This window comes from Veillonella montpellierensis (assembly GCF_947090115.1).
In the GTDB taxonomy this organism is placed as follows: Bacteria; Bacillota; Negativicutes; order Veillonellales; family Veillonellaceae; genus Veillonella; species Veillonella montpellierensis.
Genome location: NZ_CAMUMS010000006.1, coordinates 30444 through 52827 on the forward strand (window position 1 = coordinate 30444; position 22384 = coordinate 52827).

At 38.3% G+C, this 22384-nt stretch carries 20 protein-coding genes and 1 tRNA gene; 17 read left to right on the forward strand and 4 right to left on the reverse strand.

Features of this window, described 5'->3' with window-relative positions:
* Window positions 1–335 precede the first annotated feature (335 nt).
* Window positions 336–2171 (forward strand): acyltransferase family protein, encoded by a 1836-nt coding sequence (locus P6940_RS04165; RefSeq protein WP_277293286.1) that lies wholly within the window; start codon window positions 336–338, stop codon window positions 2169–2171.
* 714 nt (window positions 2172–2885) lie between these two features.
* Here the strand turns inward: P6940_RS04165 and P6940_RS04170 are convergent.
* Window positions 2886–2959, reverse strand: a tRNA-Gly gene (locus P6940_RS04170).
* Window positions 2960–3193: 234 nt separating this feature from the next.
* On the opposite strand from P6940_RS04170, the gene P6940_RS04175 reads away from it, so the two are divergent.
* From P6940_RS04175 to P6940_RS04185, 3 genes are all read left to right on the forward strand, one after another.
* The gene (locus tag P6940_RS04175; RefSeq protein WP_277293287.1) at window positions 3194–4138 is read left to right on the forward strand and encodes a homoserine O-succinyltransferase; all 945 of its coding nucleotides are present in this window, start codon (window positions 3194–3196) and stop codon (window positions 4136–4138) included.
* A gap of 250 nt (window positions 4139–4388) precedes the next feature.
* Window positions 4389–5663, forward strand: a complete 1275-nt coding sequence (locus tag P6940_RS04180) for an O-acetylhomoserine aminocarboxypropyltransferase/cysteine synthase family protein (protein ID WP_277293288.1) — start codon at window positions 4389–4391, stop codon at window positions 5661–5663.
* A gap of 282 nt (window positions 5664–5945) precedes the next feature.
* Complete coding sequence (locus P6940_RS04185; protein ID WP_277293289.1) at window positions 5946–6899, forward strand: 2-hydroxyacid dehydrogenase; 954 nt, start codon at window positions 5946–5948, stop codon at window positions 6897–6899.
* Window positions 6900–6970: 71 nt separating this feature from the next.
* Here the strand turns inward: P6940_RS04185 and P6940_RS04190 are convergent, their stop codons facing one another.
* Window positions 6971–8416 (reverse strand): aminoacyl-histidine dipeptidase, encoded by a 1446-nt coding sequence (locus P6940_RS04190; RefSeq protein WP_277287739.1) that lies wholly within the window; start codon window positions 8414–8416, stop codon window positions 6971–6973.
* Between the two features lie 307 nt (window positions 8417–8723).
* Between P6940_RS04190 and P6940_RS04195 the strand changes: the two genes are divergently transcribed.
* A complete protein-coding gene (locus P6940_RS04195; protein WP_277287738.1) occupies window positions 8724–9704 on the forward strand; it encodes an asparaginase in 981 nt (326 codons plus the stop codon).
* Window positions 9705–9739: 35 nt separating this feature from the next.
* Here P6940_RS04195 and P6940_RS04200 read toward each other — a convergent pair whose 3' ends face one another.
* The gene (locus tag P6940_RS04200) at window positions 9740–10465 is read right to left on the reverse strand and encodes an adenosylcobinamide amidohydrolase (RefSeq protein ID WP_028257621.1); all 726 of its coding nucleotides are present in this window, start codon (window positions 10463–10465) and stop codon (window positions 9740–9742) included.
* A 342-nt stretch (window positions 10466–10807) separates the two neighbouring features.
* Between P6940_RS04200 and P6940_RS04205 the strand changes: the two genes are divergently transcribed.
* A complete protein-coding gene (locus tag P6940_RS04205; protein WP_038152902.1) occupies window positions 10808–11725 on the forward strand; it encodes a mechanosensitive ion channel family protein in 918 nt (305 codons plus the stop codon).
* 258 nt (window positions 11726–11983) lie between these two features.
* Window positions 11984–12604, forward strand: coding sequence for a 5'-deoxynucleotidase (gene yfbR, locus P6940_RS04210; protein WP_038152901.1), 621 nt, complete (start codon window positions 11984–11986; stop codon window positions 12602–12604).
* An 8-nt stretch (window positions 12605–12612) separates the two neighbouring features.
* Here the strand turns inward: yfbR and P6940_RS04215 are convergent, their stop codons facing one another.
* On the reverse strand, window positions 12613–13506 hold the full coding sequence (locus tag P6940_RS04215) for an epoxyqueuosine reductase (RefSeq protein ID WP_038152900.1): 894 nt from the start codon (window positions 13504–13506) through the stop codon (window positions 12613–12615).
* Between the two features lie 33 nt (window positions 13507–13539).
* Between P6940_RS04215 and P6940_RS04220 the strand changes: the two genes are divergently transcribed.
* From P6940_RS04220 to P6940_RS04265, 10 genes are all read left to right on the forward strand, one after another.
* Window positions 13540–14340, forward strand: a complete 801-nt coding sequence (locus P6940_RS04220) for an FAD binding domain-containing protein (RefSeq protein WP_277293290.1) — start codon at window positions 13540–13542, stop codon at window positions 14338–14340.
* Entirely contained in the window at window positions 14325–14780 is a 456-nt protein-coding gene (locus P6940_RS04225; protein WP_038152898.1) for a (2Fe-2S)-binding protein, read from the forward strand. Before P6940_RS04220 ends, P6940_RS04225 begins: the two co-directional genes overlap by 16 nt.
* The gene (locus P6940_RS04230; RefSeq protein WP_277293291.1) at window positions 14777–17071 is read left to right on the forward strand and encodes a xanthine dehydrogenase family protein molybdopterin-binding subunit; all 2295 of its coding nucleotides are present in this window, start codon (window positions 14777–14779) and stop codon (window positions 17069–17071) included. The genes P6940_RS04225 and P6940_RS04230 overlap by 4 nt, the downstream gene beginning before the upstream one ends.
* Before the next feature lie 27 nt (window positions 17072–17098).
* Window positions 17099–17854, forward strand: coding sequence for a selenium cofactor biosynthesis protein YqeC (gene yqeC / locus P6940_RS04235; RefSeq protein WP_277293292.1), 756 nt, complete (start codon window positions 17099–17101; stop codon window positions 17852–17854).
* Window positions 17845–18483 (forward strand): nucleotidyltransferase family protein, encoded by a 639-nt coding sequence (locus P6940_RS04240; RefSeq protein ID WP_052076907.1) that lies wholly within the window; start codon window positions 17845–17847, stop codon window positions 18481–18483. The genes yqeC and P6940_RS04240 overlap by 10 nt, the downstream gene beginning before the upstream one ends.
* A gap of 146 nt (window positions 18484–18629) precedes the next feature.
* Entirely contained in the window at window positions 18630–19433 is an 804-nt protein-coding gene (gene yqeB, locus P6940_RS04245; protein WP_038113582.1) for a selenium-dependent molybdenum cofactor biosynthesis protein YqeB, read from the forward strand.
* Complete coding sequence (locus P6940_RS04250) at window positions 19430–20146, forward strand: XdhC family protein (RefSeq protein ID WP_038152895.1); 717 nt, start codon at window positions 19430–19432, stop codon at window positions 20144–20146. The genes yqeB and P6940_RS04250 overlap by 4 nt, the downstream gene beginning before the upstream one ends.
* 30 nt (window positions 20147–20176) lie before the next feature.
* Window positions 20177–20491, forward strand: coding sequence for an XdhC family protein (locus P6940_RS04255; protein WP_028257630.1), 315 nt, complete (start codon window positions 20177–20179; stop codon window positions 20489–20491).
* A 95-nt stretch (window positions 20492–20586) separates the two neighbouring features.
* On the forward strand, window positions 20587–21405 hold the full coding sequence (gene cdaA / locus P6940_RS04260; protein ID WP_038113585.1) for a diadenylate cyclase CdaA: 819 nt from the start codon (window positions 20587–20589) through the stop codon (window positions 21403–21405).
* Window positions 21402–22349 carry a CdaR family protein gene (locus P6940_RS04265; protein ID WP_331279502.1) on the forward strand — a complete coding sequence of 316 codons (948 nt, stop codon included), beginning with the start codon at window positions 21402–21404 and terminating at the stop codon, window positions 22347–22349. The genes cdaA and P6940_RS04265 overlap by 4 nt, the downstream gene beginning before the upstream one ends.
* Window positions 22350–22384: the final 35 nt, after the last annotated feature.

Genomic DNA, 22384 nt, shown 5'->3' on the forward strand with positions numbered 1-22384 from the left:
ACGCCTAATTTTTTACAGGAGCTCATAATTTCCATTCCTATGCAGAGTTTTTGCCAATAGACTCTTTTGTTAAATCTTGTCAGATGATTTTACAAATTAATGATCTGATTTGTCGTCCATAAGTTAACATAGTATGGTATAATGAGTACTGTTGAAATATAGTATTATAAAACATTGTACTGTTTATATAGTGGAAATAGGTTAATGATTGTCATTATGCTATCTGTCAATAAGTATGGCGTAATTTAAAATCTTTATGATGTGAATATATACACAGTGTTTAATTAATAAAGCTAAGTAACGAATAAAAATAGGAAAGTAAGGGTGTATAGTTTATGTCACAATTGGATTCTAAGAATACACATATGAGTCAGATTGCATCACCATATATTGCAGGTTTAGATGGATTAAAAGCCATTGCTATTATAGGTGTTACTTTATTTCATATGTTCCCAGATAGTGTATGTGGTGGTTATTTAGGCGTATGTTTATTTTTCGTAATTACAGGCTATTTATTAGCCTATACAAGTGCGAACCCTAGTCATCCATTTTCTCTTGGCACATATGTGATGAAACGATTGCAACGAATTTATCCACCATTATTGATTACCGTATTGGCCACGGTAGGCATATTTAATTTTATATTGCCCCATGCGATTTCGGCGATTCGAATGGAAGTACTGTCTATTTTTCTAGGCTATAATAACTGGTGGCAGATCAGTCAAAATGCGAACTATTTTACGCGCCTCATAAATGCTTCGCCGTTTACCCATCTGTGGTTTATTGCAGTAGAAATGCAGTACTTTATTATTTGGCCTATTCTATACTATCTATATCGGTGGTTAACTAAGAAAACAAAGAATATATATTATGGAATTACGGTGATTGGTATAGTAGGGGTAGTATCTGCTAGTATGATGCCTTTGTTGTATATACCAGGACAAGATGTGACTCGTCTGTATTATGGTACGGATACAAGATTATATGCCTTGTTGTTCGGAGCTATCTTAGGATTGTTACGTGCTAATTATGGCAATCAGCAAATAACCGTAGAAAGTAAAAAAATTGTTAGTATCATATTAGCCTTTCTCCTACTAGCAGGATTATTAGTGGCCTATGTCAGCTTTAATGGTCAAGAACCAATTGTGTATCAAGGGGGCATGGTACTAATTACTGTAGGCCTTTTGTTGCTCGTTAAATTAGTAGAATGCAATAGGGCCACTTTAGGGAATTGGTTAGATACGCCTATATTAAAATGGTTAGGACAACAAAGTTATGGCATTTTCCTTTGTCACTATCCTGTGTTATTTGCCTTTCACCGACTACATAGGAATGGACAAATTTCTAACGAATACCTATGTAATTTATTGATAATTATCACCATTTTACTAGGGGCTACTTTTATTGATTATATGACCAAGGGTATGCAGCGCATATCAAGTATGTTAGGATTATGGCGATTATGTAAGGATACATTTATAAGAATAGTGGCACTTTTAATAGTTCTTGCCATGGCAGTAGGTATATACGGTGTGGCCATATCGTCAGATCAAAAAGTACAGGAGCAAAATGAATTAGAGAGCCGATTAGCAGCGATTCAAGCGAAACAGGATGCGGAAAATGAAAAAGCGCGACATCAACAAGAACTATCGCAAGCAGCCGTTAAGAAAGCGTTAACGAACGTGGCAGCTATCGGTGATTCTGTTATGTTAGGATCGTCTGATGCATTACGAAATGAATTGCCAGGTGTGTATATTGATGCAAAAGTATCACGCTATGTAGGGGCAGGATTAGATATTGCTAAACGTATGGACGAAGAAGGGCGCCTTGGAGACGTTGTCTTAGTGGGGTTAGGCACAAATGGACCGATTACGGGATACTACGAACATGAAACGAATGATCTCATTAATTATTTAGGAGCGAATCGACACATATTTTGGATTAATGTGTATTGTCCCGATCTAGATTGGCAAACTAGCAATAACCGATATTTAGAACAATTAGCAAAAGAACATCATAATATAACGATTATTGACTGGTATAGCGCCGTATCAAAGCACCCAGAATGGTTAGGTGAAGATGGCGTACATCCTAATGATAAAGGCGTAGAAGCTTATGCTACGTTGGTTCGTGATAGTATAGAACAACGATATAAAGATGAAATAAGTTAACCATATATGAGACTGTAAGAAAAGGATAGTCATACTTTCAGGGTTATAGGACAAAACGTGTTGTTTTAAATGCTGATAGAACTAGAAAATATCTAGTTCTATCAGCATTTTATTTTTTAGTGAACTGTAAAGGACTGACAAAATGTGTTGCCAAAAAACTGAAAGTCCTTGCATTTATTGTCCTAAATAGGGTTTTATCTTTCTAGGAATATATTTTTTTAGAAGGAATATTTTTATGAAAAATGTTAGATGCCCTAATTGTGGCTTTAGTTGTAGAAAACATGGTAGGGCTAATGCAGGTTCTTAAAAATGGATATAGAGGCAGTGTAGATATTCATTTACGAATATAATTACAAAAGATGAAGTCGAATTACAATTGTTTTAAAATGGTTGTTTGGCATGAATACTCAGAATGAAATACTAAGAAGAGACCGTAGTTTTCGTAGATTGTAGGTACATCATGATTCATATAACCGTATTAGGAGATCTTATAAGTTATCAGCGGTGACTGTGTTGAAACACTATTATTTACGAGGAGCAAATTGATTAGCAAGAGAACGCATACGCTGATAGACTGGTTAGCAAAGGATCGATAAAAATGACACTAAGGGATGATTTACAAGTATTTGTTGTAAATAATCCCTTGTACATTAAAAAAGAAAGAGCTAACGAAGATGATAGTATCATTGTCGTTAGCTCTTTCTATGTGTTTGGTGGAGCGGCTGATGGGAATCGAACCCACCTCTCAAGCTTGGGAAGCTCGCATTCTACCGATGAACTACAGCCGCATAGAATACTTTATTATTATAGCATATTTCATAGGTGGTTTGTCTATAGGTATAATCTATTACAAAACATAGGTTTTGAATATGAATTACTATACAGATAATCATTTATTTATATAATAATTCTATGATAAGATGATACACATCAGCATTACTTGATAAATGCTAGTATAATAAAATGATTTATTATCAATATAATGTATTACCTTATGCAGCAATACTAGATAGGAGCATGTTATGCCAGTCACGGTTGTTAAAAATCTACCAGCTATTGAAAAGTTGGCACAAGAGAATATTTTTGTTATGGATACGATACGTGCAGAGTCACAAGATATTCGCCCTTTAAATATATTAGTTGTGAATTTGATGCCTACCAAGGAAATTACAGAAACACAATTGCTTAGAGCCTTGAGTAATACTCCCTTACAATTAGATGTTACGTTTTTACACACCGCTTCAAGGACGGCGAAACATGTAGCAGAAAGCCATTTGGAAAGCTTTTATCGAACGTTTGAAGAGATTAAAACGAAATATTTTGATGGCATGATTATTACAGGCGCTCCAGTGGAGTTGATGGATTTTGAGGAAGTAGACTATTGGCAAGAATTATCTGATATTATGAATTGGAGCAATAGCCATGTTTACTCTAATTTGTACATATGCTGGGGTGCACAAGCCGCTATGTACTATCATTTTGGTATTCATAAAAAATTATTGACCTCAAAACTATTCGGCGTATTTGAAAATGAAATGTATGAAGATCATCCTATGTTAATGCGAGGGATGAATGAAATATTTTATATGCCCCATTCACGCCATACTACGGTGGATATGGATGAAATTCAAGAACATGATGAATTACAAGTGCTTGCTGGATCCAAGGAAACAGGAGCTGCTATTGTTAGAAGCTTAGACAATCGGCATGTATTTATATTCGGCCATGCAGAATATGATAGGAATACGTTAAAGTTAGAATATGAACGAGATAAAGCACTGGGACTCGATATAGAATTACCTAAGAACTATTATCCTGATGATGATAGTACTAAGCGCCCCATTGTACGTTGGAAATCGACAGCTACTATCTTATATACGAATTGGCTTAATTATTATGTGTATCAAGAAACGCCATTTATAGCGAATCAAATTGAAAAAATGAAACGCATCTATGTGCATCGGTAGAAAATTTTTAGGATATATTGATTAGCTGGGATAGCTGACATAAGCTATTGAGCAATAGAATATATATTTCTTATAGTTTTAGACTATACCTATGCATACATAATTACTATGATGAAATCTAGCATATATGCTGTATTTGTGTAGACAAAGAAGTTAAAACATAGTAAAATGATATGCATTAAGAGAAGAAAGAGATAATATAGTAGCGTGAGAAACTACTATGTGTGTAGAAAAAGAAGGAGAGATCATTATGAGTACACAGTATAAATTTGAAACATTACAATTGCATGCAGGTCATACCATTGACCCTACCGGTGCTAGAGCAGTACCGATTTACCAATCTACAAGTTTTGTGTTTAAAGATGCAGAGCAAGCGGCAGGACGATTTGCCTTAACAGATCCAGGTGCGATTTATTCTCGATTGGGAAACCCTACTAATGATGTGTTAGAAAGTCGTGTGGCCCAATTAGAAGGTGGCGCCGGTGCCATTTCTGTTGGTTCAGGTGCCGCTGCCATCACCTACGCCATTATGAATGTAGCTGATGCAGGTGATAATATTGTTGCAGCATCTACGTTGTATGGTGGTACGTATTGCTTATTTAGTACTACTTTAGAACGGGTTGGCATCCATACGAATTTTGTAAATCCAGATCGGCTAGAAGAATTTGAAGCGGCCATTGATGATCGCACTAAAGCGATTTATATTGAATCCATTGGAAATCCAAATATTAATTTGGTAGATATACAAGCTGTTGCTGATATTGCACACAAGCATAACATTATTTTGATCGTGGATAATACATTTGGTGGCGGTGGCTATTTAATCCGTCCAATTGAACATGGGGCAGATGTGGTTGTTCATTCAGCTACTAAATATTTAGGTGGTCATGGCACTACCATTGCAGGTATTATTGTGGAAAGTGGTAAGTTCGATTATAGAGCCAGCGGTAAATATCCTCATTTTACAGAAGGAGATGAACACTACAACGGTCTTAAATGGTCTGATTTACCGACACCGTTTACTGTAAAAGTGCGAGCACAATTACTTCGTGATACAGGCGCTACCTTGGCACCACTATCGGCTTTTTCGATTATTCAAGGCATTGAAACCTTGTCATTGCGTGTGGAACGTCATGTAGAAAATACTAGAAAGGTAGTTGAGTTCCTATCAAACCATGAAAAAGTAGCGTGGGTGAATTATCCAGAACTTCCTACGAGTCCATATAAACACTTAGCGGATAAGTACTTTACGAAAGGTGTAGGAGCTATTTTTACCTTTGGCATTACAGGCGGCAAAGAAGCTGGCGTACGATTTGTGGATGCATTGCATATTTTTTCTAATTTGGCAAATGTAGCTGATGCGAAGTCATTAGTAATTCATCCAGCTAGTACAACGCATGCACAATTAAATGAAGAAGAACAACGAGCTGCAGGTGTATCAGAAGATATGATTCGTTTGTCAGTGGGCATTGAAAATATTGACGATTTATTAGAAGATTTAGAACAAGCACTAGCAAAAGCATAAGTGGTGTAGAATTTCATAGAATGATTGAAAACGGGAAACAAAGTAGGAGTTTCCCGTTTTTTGTCGAATATATATAAAGACAGATATTCATTTAGTATTGTAGTGTAAGTGTATGTAGAATGTTACAACCTTCTATCTATGGCATGTATGATATCTAGTGTACAGCGAGGTAGACGTATTTTTTATGATAAGAGACATCCAGTTATCGTGAGTGATTGGGATTAGAGTGAGCAAGCGACAGTATTAGTGGTGTTATGTATACAATAGAGGAGTGGTATATGTATGAATCCAAAAGTGGTTATTGCCAATGCGTTTAAAATGAATTATGATAAGAAACTAGATTTTTCAGTAATTAAGGGACATGTTGAAGCCTATGATGATACCACGGCAGATGAGTTATTATTGCGCATTCAAGACGCGAATGTGTTAGTCACCAAAGAGATGCCCGTAACAGCTAGCATGATTGATAGATTTCCTGGTTCGGTTACATTACTAGTAGAGGCAGGTACGGGGTATAATAATATTGATATTGAGGCGGCCACTAAGAAAGGTATTACTGTATGTAATATTCCAGCCTATAGTTCAGAGCGTGTAGCTCATACAGCAATTATGATGGTCTTACAATTATCATCTATGATGCAACAACAAATTCGCATGTTACAGGCCAAGGATTATAGAAATTTTACGGACCATTTGATGGTTCCTCACAGAGAAGTCCATGGAAAGACAATTGGTCTTATTGGTTGTGGCGGCATAGGTACAGTGGTCATGAAAGTGGCTCGCGCCTTAGATATGAACGTATTAATCTATAAGCGTCATCCAGGTCATAATGAACCAGGTGTTACGTATGTTACATTGCCTGAACTATTGGCCCAGTCTGATTATGTGTCTTTGCATTGTCCATTAACAGAAGAAACGAAACATATTATCGATGCTAAGGCTTTGAAGAGTATGAAAGACAGCGCTTTTTTAATTAACACTGCTCGCGGTGCATTAGTAGACGAAAAAGCGTTGATTGCTGCGTTAGTACATCATGACATTGCTGGAGCAGGTCTTGATGTACAGGAAGTAGAGCCGCCAGCTATGGATAGTCCACTTTATACATTAGATAATGTGATTATTACGCCACATATGGGATGGAAAGGATTAGAAACAAGAGAACGGTTAGTAAGTATTATTGCTGATAATATAGAACAATTTTTTAATGGTACACCAATTAACGTAGTTAATGGATAATTAAAAAGCACTGATAGTAAGCATGTACTATCAGTGCTTTTGGTGTATATAGATTTTCTAAGAATCAGTTATTATAGTTGTTTAAGTAAGGCTACTAAATACGTATATATACGTGTGACAGATGGTAAATATACTTTTTCTTCTGGTGTATGAGCACCAGTGATAGTTGGACCAAAACTAATCATTTGCGTATTTGGTAAAGCACCTTTTAATAAACCACATTCAAGACCAGCATGGATGGCTGTTACCTTTGGCTCTTTGCCAAACATCGTTGTATATAAGCTAATAGCTTGTTCTTCTAATTTAGATCCCGCATCATATTCCCAAGCAGGATAACTACCAATTACTTCATGTTGTAAGCCTAGTACATCGGCTAGGCGCAATAATTTGTCTTTAATAAATGCTAATGTATTTCTATTGGAACTGCGAATGGAGATTAATATGTCAATCGTATGATCAGATTCTTTGACAATGGCTAAATTATTACTAGCTTCCACTAAATTATCTAAGGATTGACTCATTGAAAATACGCCATTAGGGGCTAAGAATAAGAATGTAATTAATGCTTCAGTAGTGTCATCGGCATAGACCGTATTAGGTATAGTTGCATCGGTAACAACAATCGTTAAATCTTTGTCTTGTGGCGTAAACTCTGCACGATATGCTAGTGCTTTAGCAATAAACCAGTTTTTAATAGCCGGTACATCTTCTTTTTTTACCGTTAGTAGACAAGTTGCCTTACGAGGAATGGCATTATGTTTTGAACCGCCGTGAAAGTTAGCAAGTTGGTAGGAATATTCATGAGATAGGTCATAAAGAGCTCTGGCTAGTATTTGCAATGCATTAGCCCGTTGTTTATGGATTTCAATGCCAGAGTGGCCACCTAGTAATCCATCAATCGATATTTCTAATGCAGCATCATAGATGTCACTTGGATATTCTCTAAGTAAAGGAATACCTACATCGATACGGCAACCGCCAGCACAACTTACGATAAACTCTCCTTCTACTTCTGTATCGATGTTGAGTAAATACTGACCTTGAAGGGCACCTTTTTTGATGGCTGCAGCCCCTTCCATACCAGTTTCTTCGTTAGTGGTAAATAGACCTTCTAGTGGACCGTGAAGAATGGTAGAAGAATCAAAGACTGCTAATGCCATAGCTACTCCCATTAAATTATCGGCTCCTAAGGTTGTTTTGTCAGCGTGCATCCATTCGCCATCTATAATACAGGTGATAGGATCTTTTGTGAAATCATGCGTTGCGTCGGCACTTTTTTCGCAGACCATATCGATATGACCTTGTAAAATGATGGAAGGTCTATCTTCATATCCTGGCGAAGCTGGTTTGCGCATGATTACATTCCATTGTTCATCCTGTGATACTTCTAAGTGTCGATCTTTGGCAAATTTTACTAGGAAATCACTAATTGCTTTTTCGTTGCCCGATCCACGAGGGATTTTGTTCATAGTGGTAAATAAATCTAATACAACTTGTGAATCTACATTTACATTCATGTATAGCACCTCTCTTATTGTGAATGATTCTAGTTAGTTAGAAAATAGTCATACCAATGAATATATTCTAACTATTACATTATCATATTGCTAGAGATATGACAAAGCTTTCTAGCAAAGAATAGTATATTTGATATACAATATTAATATAGATAGAATATAAGATAGAAATAAATGAGACTACATGAAGTAGCCTAGATATACAATAAAGCACCGCAATAAGGCGTATATTAATAGTGATGGAGCCTTATCACTATAGTGTAGTCTTGTTGTAGTGCTAGTACGAGTAGAGTAGGAGTATGTTTTTATGACAAGAAAAAAAATCGTCTTAATTGGTACTGGTGGAACAATAGCAGGAAAAGGTAGTTCTGCGACTGATTTAATAGGATATACATCTGGCGTTCTATCATTGCAAGATATTATCGCATCTGTACCGGATATAAAATCCTATGGCCCCTTTGAATATATTCAGTTTTCTAATATGGAAAGTTCTGATATTATGCCAGATACTTGGTTATCATTGGCAAAATTAGTAGAGTCTGTTGTAGAAGAAGATGATGTGGCAGGTGTGATTATTACACATGGCACCGATAGTATGGAAGAAACAGCCTATTTTTTACATCTTACGGTACATACGAGAAAACCCATCGCCATAACAGGAGCTATGAGGCCAGCAGGTTCTATTAGTGCTGATGGACCGCTCAATTTATTATATGCAGCACAATTAGTGCGTACAGAAGATAGCGCGGCCAAGGGTGTACTTGTTGCTCTTAATGGTTATATAGATAGTGCTAGAGATGTGACCAAAATGAATACAACGAATGTGGATACCTTTGGTAATTCTGTATTTGGCCATATGGGAATCATACAAAATGGGAAAGCATACTTTTACTATACTTCCACTAAAAAACATACCTATGAATCACAGTTTTTTGCTAGGCAGATACACTCCTTACCAAATGTGGCGATTGCCTATTGTTATGCAGGTATAGACCCTCAATTATTACAAGCTATATTGAGTACACGACCAGAGGGATTGATCCTGGTAGGGTTAGGCCATGGGACTATTCCCGAGCAGATTTACAGGATTACTAAAGGGCTTTCCATTCCCGTTGTACGTGCTTCACGCACGCATGGAGGTATGGTGTCTTCGCTAGGCACGGATCGATTCGGTAACTACTTAGTGTGTGGCACACTAAATCCTATGAAAGCACGTATTTTGTTGATGTTAGCCTTAACAAAAACTACAGACAGAGAACGTATAGCAACGTGGTTTGAGGAGTATTAATTGGTGACACTATATAGCAGAAATACTCTCTTCTGTTAGAATGTGGTTAATGATGCAACTAAACCTTGGCGAACTGCTTTGGCTAGCGTATCGCCAAATAATGAGAAGGTACCAGCATCAGTTAAAATGTCACCAGATGTATCGATGGTAAGAATAATGCCATCAGTGGCGGATCCAGTTGCGATAGAGGTCGATTGAAGGCTAGAAATATTAGTATCCTGTAGCGCTGCTGATTTAGCTTCTGTTATAGTGATAAGGGCTTTAGCCATAGCACCGTCAGTTAACGCCTTATTCGTAAAGGCTAAAATATTAATAGTTCCCGGTGGACAGAATTCTCCCTTTTCTTCCTTATAATGGTAACCGTCACCAGCAGTGTGTGCAGTTTGTTCAATGCCAGCAGTAATTATTGTTTCTACGATGCAATCATCTTGTACGACTTTGGTATACACATGTTTTGTCATATCGGCAGAAGTAAGTAGAGCCGTACAAAAATGAATGGGCAAGTCCAATGTTTCAAATTCACTAGCTAAATAGTTAGCCACAGAACCACCTGGTAAGTCTTGCTCTGTAGTAATGAAAAAATTTAATTTTTGATTGCGAACTGCTAGGGTATGATGATATCCTCCGTTTAATTGACCTGTACTTAGTGAGTAATGTATATCATCAAAAGTAATCGTTAGGGAATTTGTATCATAATGAACATGACCACCAGTAGCTAACTGAGTGGGTGCTGGAAAAGGTGTAATCTTAGATGTATGCATAATGACCTCATAATGATGGTAATAAAATATAGTATACTGTATCTATGATGAGAAGGAGTATAGTACAGTAAATTTGAATCGTGACACTATGGACACGTATTGGGTGTAAGAAGCTACCTATCATACCGTTATTATAATTGATAATCATACTGTGATATAACGTCCTTTAAATGATTGCTATAGCATATTAGTAAGTATATCATGGACATAGATAATTGACTAATTTTATATAGAAAAGAAATTTGTATAGAGATAAGACGACACAAAAAAGATTGATTTCCACGTGGTATCACTAGATATGGTATACTATAAGGGATGTATTATTAATAGAAAGAGGCCCCTATGTTTGAATTTTTTGATTCTATAAAACTATCCATTGATAAAGGTTTTTTTGCTGTTGAAAACATTCAATATTGGTTAATAGCACATATCACTGATTTATTATTAGCCATTGTTACATTTGTTATAGGGCAAGCGATTGCACGGCTGTTAAGACGGGCCATCGATCGAATTATTGCGCGCACAAAATATGATAAGACAGTCATGAACTTTGTCAGCCAAATTGTGTATTACTTGATGATTGCCGTCGTTGTGTTGATGGCAGCAGATCAAATGGGCATTCCTATGACATCCTTTATAGCTGGCTTTGGTGCTATCGGTATCGGCATTGGCTTAGCATTGCAAAATAATATGTCTAATTTTGCATCTGGATTAATGATACTTTTTTTTCAAACCTTTAAAGTAGGCGACTATATCGTAGTTGACGGTGCAGAGGGAACTGTTAAGAATATTCACCTCATGAATACAGCCATTGTAACAAGAGAAAACAAAACTGTATTTATTCCTAATTCTTTATTGACCTCTCAAAAATTAACGAATAGTAGCTATATGAAGAAACGGTACATTCAGTTTGTTTTTGATATTAGTTATGATAATGATCATCATAAGGCGATTAAGTTGTTAAAAGAAATTTTTAAAGCGAATAAATTAGTGTTAAATGCGAATCACATGGAAATTGGTATTATTGCTTTTGGCGACAATGCGGTACAAATTAGAGCCATGCCATTGGTGAAAAATGAAAATTATTGGGCTGTCTACTATCGTACTATGTCAGAAGTGAAAGATAAATTTGACGCTAATGGTATTGATATTCCATACCCACAGCGTGTGGTATATGTAAAGGAAGCTGTGGAGAACACACAAGAACCTGTAAGTAATGTGAAAGAAACCACTTCTGATATAAAAAATGCACAAGCTTAGCACTTGCGTAGCATGAATAGATAGGATATAAAAAAACGAGTCATACAGACTCGCATGAAAGCGTTGCTATGTAAATCGATTGTTTGATAATGATATAGGTACAATATATAAAATACTATTAGGTATAAGCATATATGAAAAACATAAGACTGCCATAGTGTGGGTTATGCATGTATGAATGGTGTCTATCGTGCTACCATCGTATAGATAGAACGTTAGAATTGTGAATGTGTAGTTAGTAGAAGTGAGCGTGTGTATATGAAAGAAAGTTTTTTATTTGCCTTTCTGCATCGCATGAAATATATTCAGCGATGGGGGTTAATGCGTAATACGGAAATAGAAAATATAAAGGAACATAGTTTAGATGTAGCTTTTATAGCACATAATCTGGCATGTATTAGCAACCATTATTATGGCGGACACATTGATGCGAATGAAGTAGCAGTTAAGGCTATGTTTCATGATGCTAGTGAAGTATTTACAGGCGATATGCCTACGCCGATTAAATATTTTAATGCTACATTGCGACAATTATACGGAGATATTGAAAAAGCGGCACAACATAAATTATTAGAGACCTTACCAGAACCCTTACAACCAGATTATGAACCGTTAATTTGTGAAGATGCAACATCAGCTACTGGTCGATTTGTAAAAGCCGCAGATATTTTGGCAGCCTATATGAAATGTGTGCGCGAAGTACATGCTGGCAATGATGAATTTCAAGAAGCACATGATAGTATTTTGGCAAAACTACGAGCCTTAGATATGCCAGAAGTAGATTTATTTTTACAGTTATATAGTAAGCCATTAAGCTATTCCTTAGATAAACTTCATTACTATCATATAGATAGTGCTAAGGCAAAAGAAGACATCTAGTGGCTATATTAGGTAGAATCTTTTTTAGATTTAATATACGCTTCGTTGCGTAGGAGAATTTTTTTCCCACGCCATGAAAAAGCGCGATGCCCATACCGCTCTTTGAATTGCTTGTTAGTCATATTGGCTAGCTCTTCGGTTGATATCTGTGGATCTATATGACGAAATTCGGCAAATGGAGTGATAGGAAGATGCGCGTTATGAGGACATACTTCTTGGCAAATATCACAACCGAATAGGAGCGGTGTTTTTCCAATAATCTGTTGTTCCGTTTCAGATAAATCTCCCTTTTTTTGTGTTAAATAGCTTTTACAAGTGTGATAATGAAAATGATCGGCTTGGAGGGCTTGACCTGGACAAGCTTGTAAACAACGGTTACAGCCTAAACAAGTAGCATGTAATGGCCTATCCGGTTCAAAGGGAATAGATGTTAAGATCGTTCCGATAACCACGTAGGATCCTAATGAAGGATGAATAAAACAGTGATTTTTCCCGTAAAATCCGAGACCTGCTAAATAAGCCATGTAGCGATCGGCTAGGGGGGATGTATCACAATGGATTTCAAATTCTGCAGATGGCTCCTCTTGCTGTAAATAGGATATAATTTGAGAAAGATAGTGAGGCACGACTAAATGGTAATCGGTGGCCCATGTATAACGAGCTATATTGGTTGGCTCGTTTGTAGGCACATAATAAGGAAATAAGCATACAATGGCACAACGAGGATTCACAAGTGTGGTATTTCCTTGTAAGCGTGCCTGTAATTCACTGGCAGTAAAGGGACAAGGATCTTGTTCGAAGAGAATGCGACGTGCTTCTTCCATAGGAAGTGGCCAAGGAGCGATTCCTACAGCGTGAATATGTAATTGTTGGCAATAGTCTATCAATTTTAATTTGTTCATTATAATAGTATTATAACATTGAGAGAGGTATATATGTTAGCTTTTGTAAAAGTTTTACAACCTAAAACACTAGAGGAAGCATATCAATTATTTATAAAACATAAGACAGCCCCTTTATTAGCAGGCGGCTGTTGGTTACGATTGGGAAAACGACGATGGCCACTAGTGATTGACATGAGTCAATCGGGACTTGATTATATACGACTCGATGAAAAAGAACGTGAAATTTGCATTGGTGCCATGGCTACCCAAGGTGACGTGGAACGGGATACATCATTACAATCTGTAGCCCACGGTTTATTACCCAAAGCGGTACATGAAATTTTAGGAGTGCAGTTTAGGAATATGGCTACTATGGGTGGGTCCGTAGCAAGTCGATTCGGATTTTCCGATATAATTCCTCTCTTATTAGCCTTGCGGGCCGATGTGGTCTTATATCATGGGGGACGTATGTCCTTAGAATCATATATGACGTGGAAAGAACGGGATATCCTTGTAGAAGTCCGTATTTCTTGTGATCCACCAGCCGTAGCCATTGATACTCTGCGCAATTCTCGCGGTGATTTTCCTTATCTAACGGGGGCGATTCGTTACGATACAGAAGGATATGCTCTATATATTGGAGCACGACCTGGTGCACCCGGTAAGGCGGTAGAAGCCAGCAATCTATTAAACGCTATAGGCCCTCAGATGGCCTGTAAAGCAGGTGAATTAGCAGCGAATGAGTTGACATATCAGAGCAATTCTCATGCATCATCAGCATATCGACAAGCCATGGTGGTAGGTATGGTTCGTCGATTAGTATCGGAGGTAGACAAATGGAAGTCACGTTAACAGTAAATGGTAAACAGCATCATATATCGATTGAAACAGATGAAATGCTATTGACTACATTGCGTAAATTAGGATATTTCAGCGTTCGTTGTGGTTGTGATACTACGAACTGTGGTTTGTGTACCATTTGGATAGACGGGAAAACAGTATTATCCTGTGCATACCCTACTTTTAGAGCCACCAATCATGAGATTACAACCTTAGAAGGGGTAGAAGTAGAGGCGAGTAAGTTGGCAGCCTGTTTAGCCTCTGAAGGGGCAGATCAATGCGGATATTGTACGACGGGCATGATGATGAGTGCGCTTATGTTAAAGGCACATGATGTACATCCTACCGATGATGAAATTAAAGAATATCTCATTGGTAATTTATGCCGTTGTACAGGATATGAATCACAATTGCGAGGTATAAAAAAATATTTAGAGGGGGATTTAGAATGAAACATATTGGAAAGACCTATGATAAAGTAGATGCCCATGCTATTTTATCAGGAAAACCAGCGTATACAGCTGATTTCATTCCGCCCAATGCACTTATCATAAAAGTGTTGCGTAGCCCCTATGCAATGGCAAAAATTATAGATATTGATACAACGCTAGCCATGAAAATACCAGGTGTAGAAGCTATTTTTACCTATAAAGATGTGCCAGCGCATCGGTTTACTTTGGCAGGACAAACCTATCCAGAACCTTCTGCTTATGACGCACTCATTTTGGAAGAAACGGTACGCTATGTAGGGGATGAAGTAGCTTTGATCGTAGCCGTCGATGAAATAGCCGCTATGAAAGCAATGCCACTTATTAAAGTAAAATACCAAGTGCTTCCTCCAGTTCTTGATATGCATACGGCGATTGATCATGAAACAGTCATTCACGATGAAGATGACTATTTTGTCAATTTTCCTGTAGGAGAAAATCCGAAAAGAAATATTGCTTGTTCCTATAATCATACGGTGGGGGATATAGAGAAAACGTTAAAAGAATGTGATTATATAGTAGAAAGTACCTATTCGAATCAAGCTACGTTACAGTCTGCTATGGAAACATTTAGAAGTTTTTGCACCATCGATCATTTGGGACGACTATGTATTACAAGTTCTACGCAAATCGTGTTCCATGTACGGCGACATATTGCTAGAGCGTTAGGAATCCCAGCCTCGAAAATCAGAGTCATTAAGCCACGCATTGGTGGCGGATTTGGGTCTAAGCAAACAGCGGCTACAGAGATTATGAATGCCTTTGTTACGTGGAAACTACAAAAACCATCGGTAATTATCTACAGTCGTGAGGAAGCTAATACTTGCACTACTAGCCGTCATGCTAGGGATTGGACAATTCGATTGGGTGCTACAAAGGATGGTATTATCAAAGTCATTGATATGCACGCGATTACCGACGCAGGGGCTCATGCGACGCACGCCTATACGACTACGACTGCAGGCGAACATAAATCGGTTCCCTTGTACAATAAGGTTGTGGCTGGACACTATGGATCTGAATGTGTGTACACCAATCACACACCAGGTGGTGCATTTCGTGGCTATGGCGCGACAGAAGCATTATGGCCCCTAGAGTCCGCCGTTAGTTTGTTAGCCCATCGTATGGGTGTTGATGAAGCGGATTTACGAAAGAAAAACTTAATTCATGCAGGAGAAACCAGCATTTTCTATGAACCTGGTGAAATTATGACATCTGGATTATTTGAGGAAGCCTTGGAAAAAGCACGCACGATGGCACGGTGGGATGAACGACCACATAGTTGGCAAATTGATGAACGTTATCGTGGTGGACTAGGAATGGCACTAGCTTTGCAAGGATCGGGCGTGGCGAATATTGATACAGCCTCTGTGGAAATTCGCGTCGGTGATGATGGCTATTATACTCTATACACGGGGTCTTCTGATATGGGAATGGGATCCAATACTATATTGCGTCAAATTGCCTGTGAGGTGTTAGGCTGTCCTGTAGAATGTATGAATGTGATTGAATCGGATACAGATGTAGTTCCCTTTGATCCTGGCTCGTATGCATCGAGCACAACCTATGTAACGGGTACGGCCGCCCATATGGCCGCTACAGAATTGCGAGAAAAAATTATACAAGCCTTTGCTAACTACTTTCATACCTCGATAGATCAAGTTGAATTTGATGGTGTGAAAGCTAGTACTAGCGATGGTACAGAGAAGTTATCATTAAAGGACTTAGCCCCTAAATTGCTAGTAGGTACACAGTGTCAACAATTGATGGCCACTGCTTCCTGGGGGAGTTCTATATCGCCACCACCGTTTATGGTTGGTATAGCAGAAGTTAAAGTTGATACCTATACAGGTAAAGTTATTCCTACTAATTTTTATGCCGTCGTTGATTGTGGTACGATTATCAATCCTAATTTAGTTAGAGTACAAGCTGAAGGTGGTATTGTACAAGGTATTGGGATGGCTTTATATGAAGATGTTCGTTATGGTAAAAATGGACGCAAGGAAACGGCGGGATTTATGACCTATAAATTGCCAACGCGTCAAGATATTGGTGCTATTCATGTAGGATTTGTTGAATCTTATGAACCAAGTTCGCCAGTAGGGGTTAAATCAATCGGGGAAGTAGTGATTAATACGTCGGCACCAGCAATTCATAATGCCATTTATAATGCGGTAGGTGCGGATGTTACCACATTGCCTATGACACCAGAAAAAGTGTATATGGCGATGAATGAAGAATATAAGGCAATGTAATGTTATCATAGCCATGAGGGATAGATAATGACAAGACACATCGTACTATGGAAACAATTGATGATTCCAGGCATTACCGCCTTAGTAGGAGCAGGAGGCAAAACCACGGTACTATCTAAACTCGTTTTTTATGGCCAGCTCATAGGAAAAGAAACAATGGTAAGTAGTACCACTAAAATGTATGAATCACAAATTGCCACATGGGATCCCTATTATGGTGACAATCTGGCAGAGGCAGAAACATATTGTACTAGCGCTATGGCTCGTACAGGGTATGCTGCTTGGTTTCATTCTGTGGCGAATAGAAAAGCAATAGGTCTTAGAGGAGAATACATTGATAGCATTCATAGGAAACATCCTCAATGGCACATAGTGGTGGAAGCAGACGGAGCCAAAGAAAAATGGCTGACTGCTCACAAAAGGACAGAACCGATGATTCCTACTATGACAAGACGAACGATAGGGGTGGTGAATTTACAAATTCTAAATCAAACATTTACTTCGCTCTATATACATAATCTACCGCTGTTGCTACAACTTTTAGATGTACCGGTTGGTACGGCGATGACACCCGATTTGTTAGCACATTTCGTAGCTCATGAGCATGGATTATTTCAATACGCCAAAGGTGAATATATTCTGTTTTGTACGGGTGCCGATACAGTTGATAAAGAGAAAATTCAAAAATTTATCGCCTTGCTGCCTACTACGATTACTATGATTGTATTGGCCAATGGATATGAAGAGGATTGTCAGATTGATAAGGTGATACAATGGCATTAGGAATTATTATATTGGCTGCTGGTGAGTCGAAACGAATGGGAACTTGTAAAGCCTTGTTACCTTGGAAATCTAAGACGATACTTGACCATATATGTGTTGCCTTATCAGGTGATGGTGATTACGACGTAGTTCGCTTAGCAGTTGTTAATGGAAGAGAGAAAAAATTGACATCCATTGTAGAAGAGTATGGATTTTCTACTGTCATAAATGATCAACCAGAATGGGGACAAGGCTATTCAATTCAATTAGCCATGCGAGCAGTAGACGAAATAGAAGCACAAGAAAATAAGCGTATAGATGGCGTTTTATTCTCCGTCTGTGATCAGCCCCTGTTGTCGACTATGGTAGTAGAAAGCATAATAGAAACTTTTTATGATGTACGTAGCAAAAATCCTAGGGCTATTGTTATTCCTCAATATAGAAATGTTTTTGCCGCAGCGAATCCCGTTGTATTTAGCCCTTATTGGTTTTCACGATTACGTCAGCTATCAGGTGATGTAGGGGGCCGTTCAATTATCTATGGTGAAGGGAAAACATCGTGCGTATATGTGCCCATTCATCGTGATGAAGGCATAGATGTAGATACGATGGAAGAATACCAATTACTATATGATACATACCATAGATAAGAGTCAACGAAAGAGACATGAGTAATAATTGTATTCCTATATGACACATAGTATAGATACGTATAGCTATGAATCATCTAACATGATAGTTAGATACAATATATGTTAGTATAGTACTAGATAGGATTGTATAAAGAGAGGCAACAATGAAATCATTAGTATTAGTTCGTGGCGGTGGAGATATTGCATCGGGGATCATTTATCGATTAGTGCGTTCAGGGTATCGAGTAGTGGTGAATGAAATTGCCATACCTACAATGATTCGACGAGAAGTTTGTTATGGTACGGCGGTGCATAAAGGCGTAGTCACGTTGGAACGACTTACCGCAGAATGTGTACCCTTGACAAGGGTACAAGAAATTTTATTACGTGGACATATTCCAGTAGTCATCGAGCCGTATAGGGATCTATTAGATATATTAGAGCCACGAATTGTGGTTGATGCTATTATGGCAAAAAAAAATTTAGGGACCCGTGCAGATGATGCATCCTTAGTAGTCGGTGTAGGCCCTGGATTTATAGCGGGTGAAAGTGTTGATGTAGTTGTAGAAACTATGCGAGGACATACATTGGGGCGTTGTATTTACGAAGGCAGTGCCATTCTTAATACGGGAGTACCTGGTAATATAGGGGGATATACACATGAACGGGTTATGCATTCACCATGTGTAGGTCTATTTACGGCCAAACGACATATTGGGGAAACTGTAAAAAAAGGTGATACGCTTGGCTATGTAGACGATACACCTATTACAGCCAAAATTACAGGTATACTAAGAGGTATTTTAACGAGTGGATTGATGGTTACAAAACATTGTAAGTTGGCCGATATCGATCCTCGTTGTGAAGAGTTTCATTGTTATACAATTTCAGATAAAGCGTTAGCTGTTGGTGGTGGTGTTGTAGAAGCTGTGGAATCATGGTATTGCACAAAAGGAAGAAACCTATGAAAACAATTTATGATGCAATGAAAAGACAATTACAATCTCGAGAAGATACGTTCCTCGTGACGGCCTTGACAGGCACACGCAAAGGGGATCGTGTTATTTATGAAAAATCGGGTGCTACTATTTATGGAGAACCTTTCGTAGGATTCTCATTAGGCGATGCTAAGGTGAATGAGTTGATAGTAGCTGATCACGTTGAATATTTTGTTCAAGCTATCGAGCGTGATCCAGAGGTGCTTGTGATGGGAGCAGGACATGTGAGTCGCGCTATTTCTGATATATTGTTATTTGTCGGTTGTGCAGTAACTGTTGTAGATGATAGACTTGATTACTTGCGACCAGAATTTTTCGATGCTGCTGTGCATCGTGTCCATTGTGATATGACATGCTTAGAAGAATCCTTAGTGTTATCTAAGTATACCGGATTTATCATTGTTACGCGGGCACATGAATATGATACGATTTGTCTTAATCAGTTGCGGACGCAATTGCCTACATATATGGGCGTTATGGGTAGTCGAAAACGGATTCATTATGCCTTTGAACAATTGAGACATGAAGGATGGACCGAAGAAGAGTTAGCACAGATATATGCACCGATTGGGCTTGATATTGGGGCACAAACACCAGAAGAAATTGCTCTGTCAATTGTCAGTGAATATTTGGCGGTTACACGCAATAAACGAGGAGGTACGTTACGTAGCCCCGCAGTATAACTAAATGGTTAATAGGAGGCGTAACAGAATATGATACGAGAGATGATTGAATATTTGGGGGAGCGACCACATGATACACTAGCGGTAGCAACTATTGTATGGACCCAAGGATCAACACCACGAAAAGCTGGTGTTAGCATGGTAGTGCATCCTAATGGTACTACCTTTGGCACTATCGGTGGTGGCCGTGCAGAATATGAAATTCGTGCTACTGCGTTAGATGTGTTGCAACACCGAGAAACATGTAGACGAATTCGGGTGTCCTTAGATGACGATGAAGCGGTTAAAGAAGGCATGGTGTGTGGCGGTACAATGGATGTATGGATTTCAGCACAATATGAGTAGAGATTTTACAGGCCTAGTAAAATAAGGTAAAATGAAACAGTACATGGTAATATAGTATGTATATTCCTTGATTCAATATGATAAGGAGTACATTTATGGGAATTCACTTTCAAACATTGTTAGAAACATTTCGCCTCATGGATGTCGTTGACATTCTAGTGGTGGCGATGTTCCTTTATTTTTTATATAAATTATTAAAAGATACACGGGCCGTATCCTTGGTGAAAGGCTTATTTATACTTGGCGTTGCTAACGTTCTTGCCCATATGCTCGATCTATATGTGGTGAGTTGGCTCTTACAACAAGGTATGACAGTTATTTTGTTTGCCTTGCCAGTCGTCTTTCAACCAGAACTGCGACGTGCGTTAGAACAGCTAGGACGTGGCCGTATTTTTGCCAAAGCCCAAGATGTAAGCGAAGCAGAAATGGATGCGGCTATTTCTGAAGTTATGGCAGCGGCGCGCGTCATGTCGCGCGATCATACAGGGGCATTGATGGTATTTGAACGAGAAGTTGGCTTAGGCGATTATATTGATACAGGCGTAGCATTAGATGCCAAGCTTTCAAGAGAACTACTAAAAAATATATTTGTTCCTAGTACACCGTTACATGATGGGGCCGTGATTATTAAAAATGGACGCATTATGGCTGCTGGTTGCCTATTACCGTTGACAGAAGATCGATCACTTAGCACAGAACTAGGCACAAGGCATCGAGCTGCCATTGGCGTAACCGAACAGACGGATGCAGTAGTAGTGGTAGTCAGTGAAGAAACTGGTAAAATTTCTTATACCTATGGTGGACATATTTATCGCCATTTACCAGAAGAACAAATTAGAGAGGCCCTTCATACATTTATGGAACGCCCACGTCAAACAATGACAGGTATATGGAAATGGGGGGCACGCAAATGATAAAGATATTGACACATATTAAACATAATTGGGGTGCTAAAATATTAGCGGTCTTAGCGGCTATTGTGATGTGGTTCTTTATTATGCGAGAACAAAACCCGGTCATTGAAGCTTCCTATACGATTCCTGTACAAGTGCAAAATCTGAATGTCCATTATGTAGCCGATGGATTGCCTCATGAAATTCGAGTACAACTAAAAGGGCCACGCAATACAATTTTAACGATGAATGATAAATTGATGAAAGCCTATATTGATTTAGCAGAAGTGAAACCAGGACAAAGTAATATACCGATTATTTTTACCCCTCCATCTGGCACAACGGTTGCTGATATGTCACCTGAAACCGTTACCGTTACCATTGACGAATATGCAGAACGGACTGTACCGGTAGAAATTATTCAGATTGGTAAATTGCCAGATGACATGGCAGTGCAAAAAATAACAGTTATGCCAAAGACAGTTCTTATTAGTGGACCTAAGGCAAAAGTTAATAAAGTAGCGCATGTTATATTAAAAGTAAACATGTCGGAACAAACGAAGAGTTTTACCCAAACAGGAAAATTAGAGGCTGTTGATATTGATAGTAAGACGATACCAGTTACAATTTCTCCTACACAGGGACAAGCCCAATTTGAATTGACCAAAATACGAACCGAAAAAGCCTTTCCTATTACGGCGAATGTAGTAGGCGTGCCAGCTGATGGATGTACTGTAAAAGCAACTACCGTTACACCAGCACAAATTACTATATACGGTAAAGAAGAATTACTGAATAGCATGACCGATATAAAAACACAACCCATTGACATATCTGGTGTTGAATCGACAGTAGAAGGAACCTATAATCTACTTTTACCATCCGGTTTAACGAGTGCTATAACAACGGTAAAAGTGAAAATTGAAATTATAAAAGATGCCATGGCGAATTCCTATTCGTTATAGTGGTATAGGATACTATATCTTATGGGCTTAGAACG

What these genes read in the sequence shown, in the direction of transcription:
- P6940_RS04165 (WP_277293286.1), top strand. Translation starts at nt 336, where the DNA reads ATGTCACAATTGGATTCTAAGAATACACATATGAGTCAGATTGCATCA.
- P6940_RS04175 (WP_277293287.1), top strand. Translation starts at nt 3,194, where the DNA reads ATGCCAGTCACGGTTGTTAAAAATCTACCAGCTATTGAAAAGTTGGCA.
- P6940_RS04180 (WP_277293288.1), top strand. Translation starts at nt 4,389, where the DNA reads ATGAGTACACAGTATAAATTTGAAACATTACAATTGCATGCAGGTCAT.
- P6940_RS04185 (WP_277293289.1), top strand. Translation starts at nt 5,946, where the DNA reads ATGAATCCAAAAGTGGTTATTGCCAATGCGTTTAAAATGAATTATGAT.
- P6940_RS04190 (WP_277287739.1), bottom strand. Translation starts at nt 8,416, where the DNA reads ATGAATGTAAATGTAGATTCACAAGTTGTATTAGATTTATTTACCACT.
- P6940_RS04195 (WP_277287738.1), top strand. Translation starts at nt 8,724, where the DNA reads ATGACAAGAAAAAAAATCGTCTTAATTGGTACTGGTGGAACAATAGCA.
- P6940_RS04200 (WP_028257621.1), bottom strand. Translation starts at nt 10,465, where the DNA reads ATGCATACATCTAAGATTACACCTTTTCCAGCACCCACTCAGTTAGCT.
- P6940_RS04205 (WP_038152902.1), top strand. Translation starts at nt 10,808, where the DNA reads ATGTTTGAATTTTTTGATTCTATAAAACTATCCATTGATAAAGGTTTT.
- yfbR (WP_038152901.1), top strand. Translation starts at nt 11,984, where the DNA reads ATGAAAGAAAGTTTTTTATTTGCCTTTCTGCATCGCATGAAATATATT.
- P6940_RS04215 (WP_038152900.1), bottom strand. Translation starts at nt 13,506, where the DNA reads ATGAACAAATTAAAATTGATAGACTATTGCCAACAATTACATATTCAC.
- P6940_RS04220 (WP_277293290.1), top strand. Translation starts at nt 13,540, where the DNA reads ATGTTAGCTTTTGTAAAAGTTTTACAACCTAAAACACTAGAGGAAGCA.
- P6940_RS04225 (WP_038152898.1), top strand. Translation starts at nt 14,325, where the DNA reads ATGGAAGTCACGTTAACAGTAAATGGTAAACAGCATCATATATCGATT.
- P6940_RS04230 (WP_277293291.1), top strand. Translation starts at nt 14,777, where the DNA reads ATGAAACATATTGGAAAGACCTATGATAAAGTAGATGCCCATGCTATT.
- yqeC (WP_277293292.1), top strand. Translation starts at nt 17,099, where the DNA reads ATGACAAGACACATCGTACTATGGAAACAATTGATGATTCCAGGCATT.
- P6940_RS04240 (WP_052076907.1), top strand. Translation starts at nt 17,845, where the DNA reads ATGGCATTAGGAATTATTATATTGGCTGCTGGTGAGTCGAAACGAATG.
- yqeB (WP_038113582.1), top strand. Translation starts at nt 18,630, where the DNA reads ATGAAATCATTAGTATTAGTTCGTGGCGGTGGAGATATTGCATCGGGG.
- P6940_RS04250 (WP_038152895.1), top strand. Translation starts at nt 19,430, where the DNA reads ATGAAAACAATTTATGATGCAATGAAAAGACAATTACAATCTCGAGAA.
- P6940_RS04255 (WP_028257630.1), top strand. Translation starts at nt 20,177, where the DNA reads ATGATACGAGAGATGATTGAATATTTGGGGGAGCGACCACATGATACA.
- cdaA (WP_038113585.1), top strand. Translation starts at nt 20,587, where the DNA reads ATGGGAATTCACTTTCAAACATTGTTAGAAACATTTCGCCTCATGGAT.
- P6940_RS04265 (WP_331279502.1), top strand. Translation starts at nt 21,402, where the DNA reads ATGATAAAGATATTGACACATATTAAACATAATTGGGGTGCTAAAATA.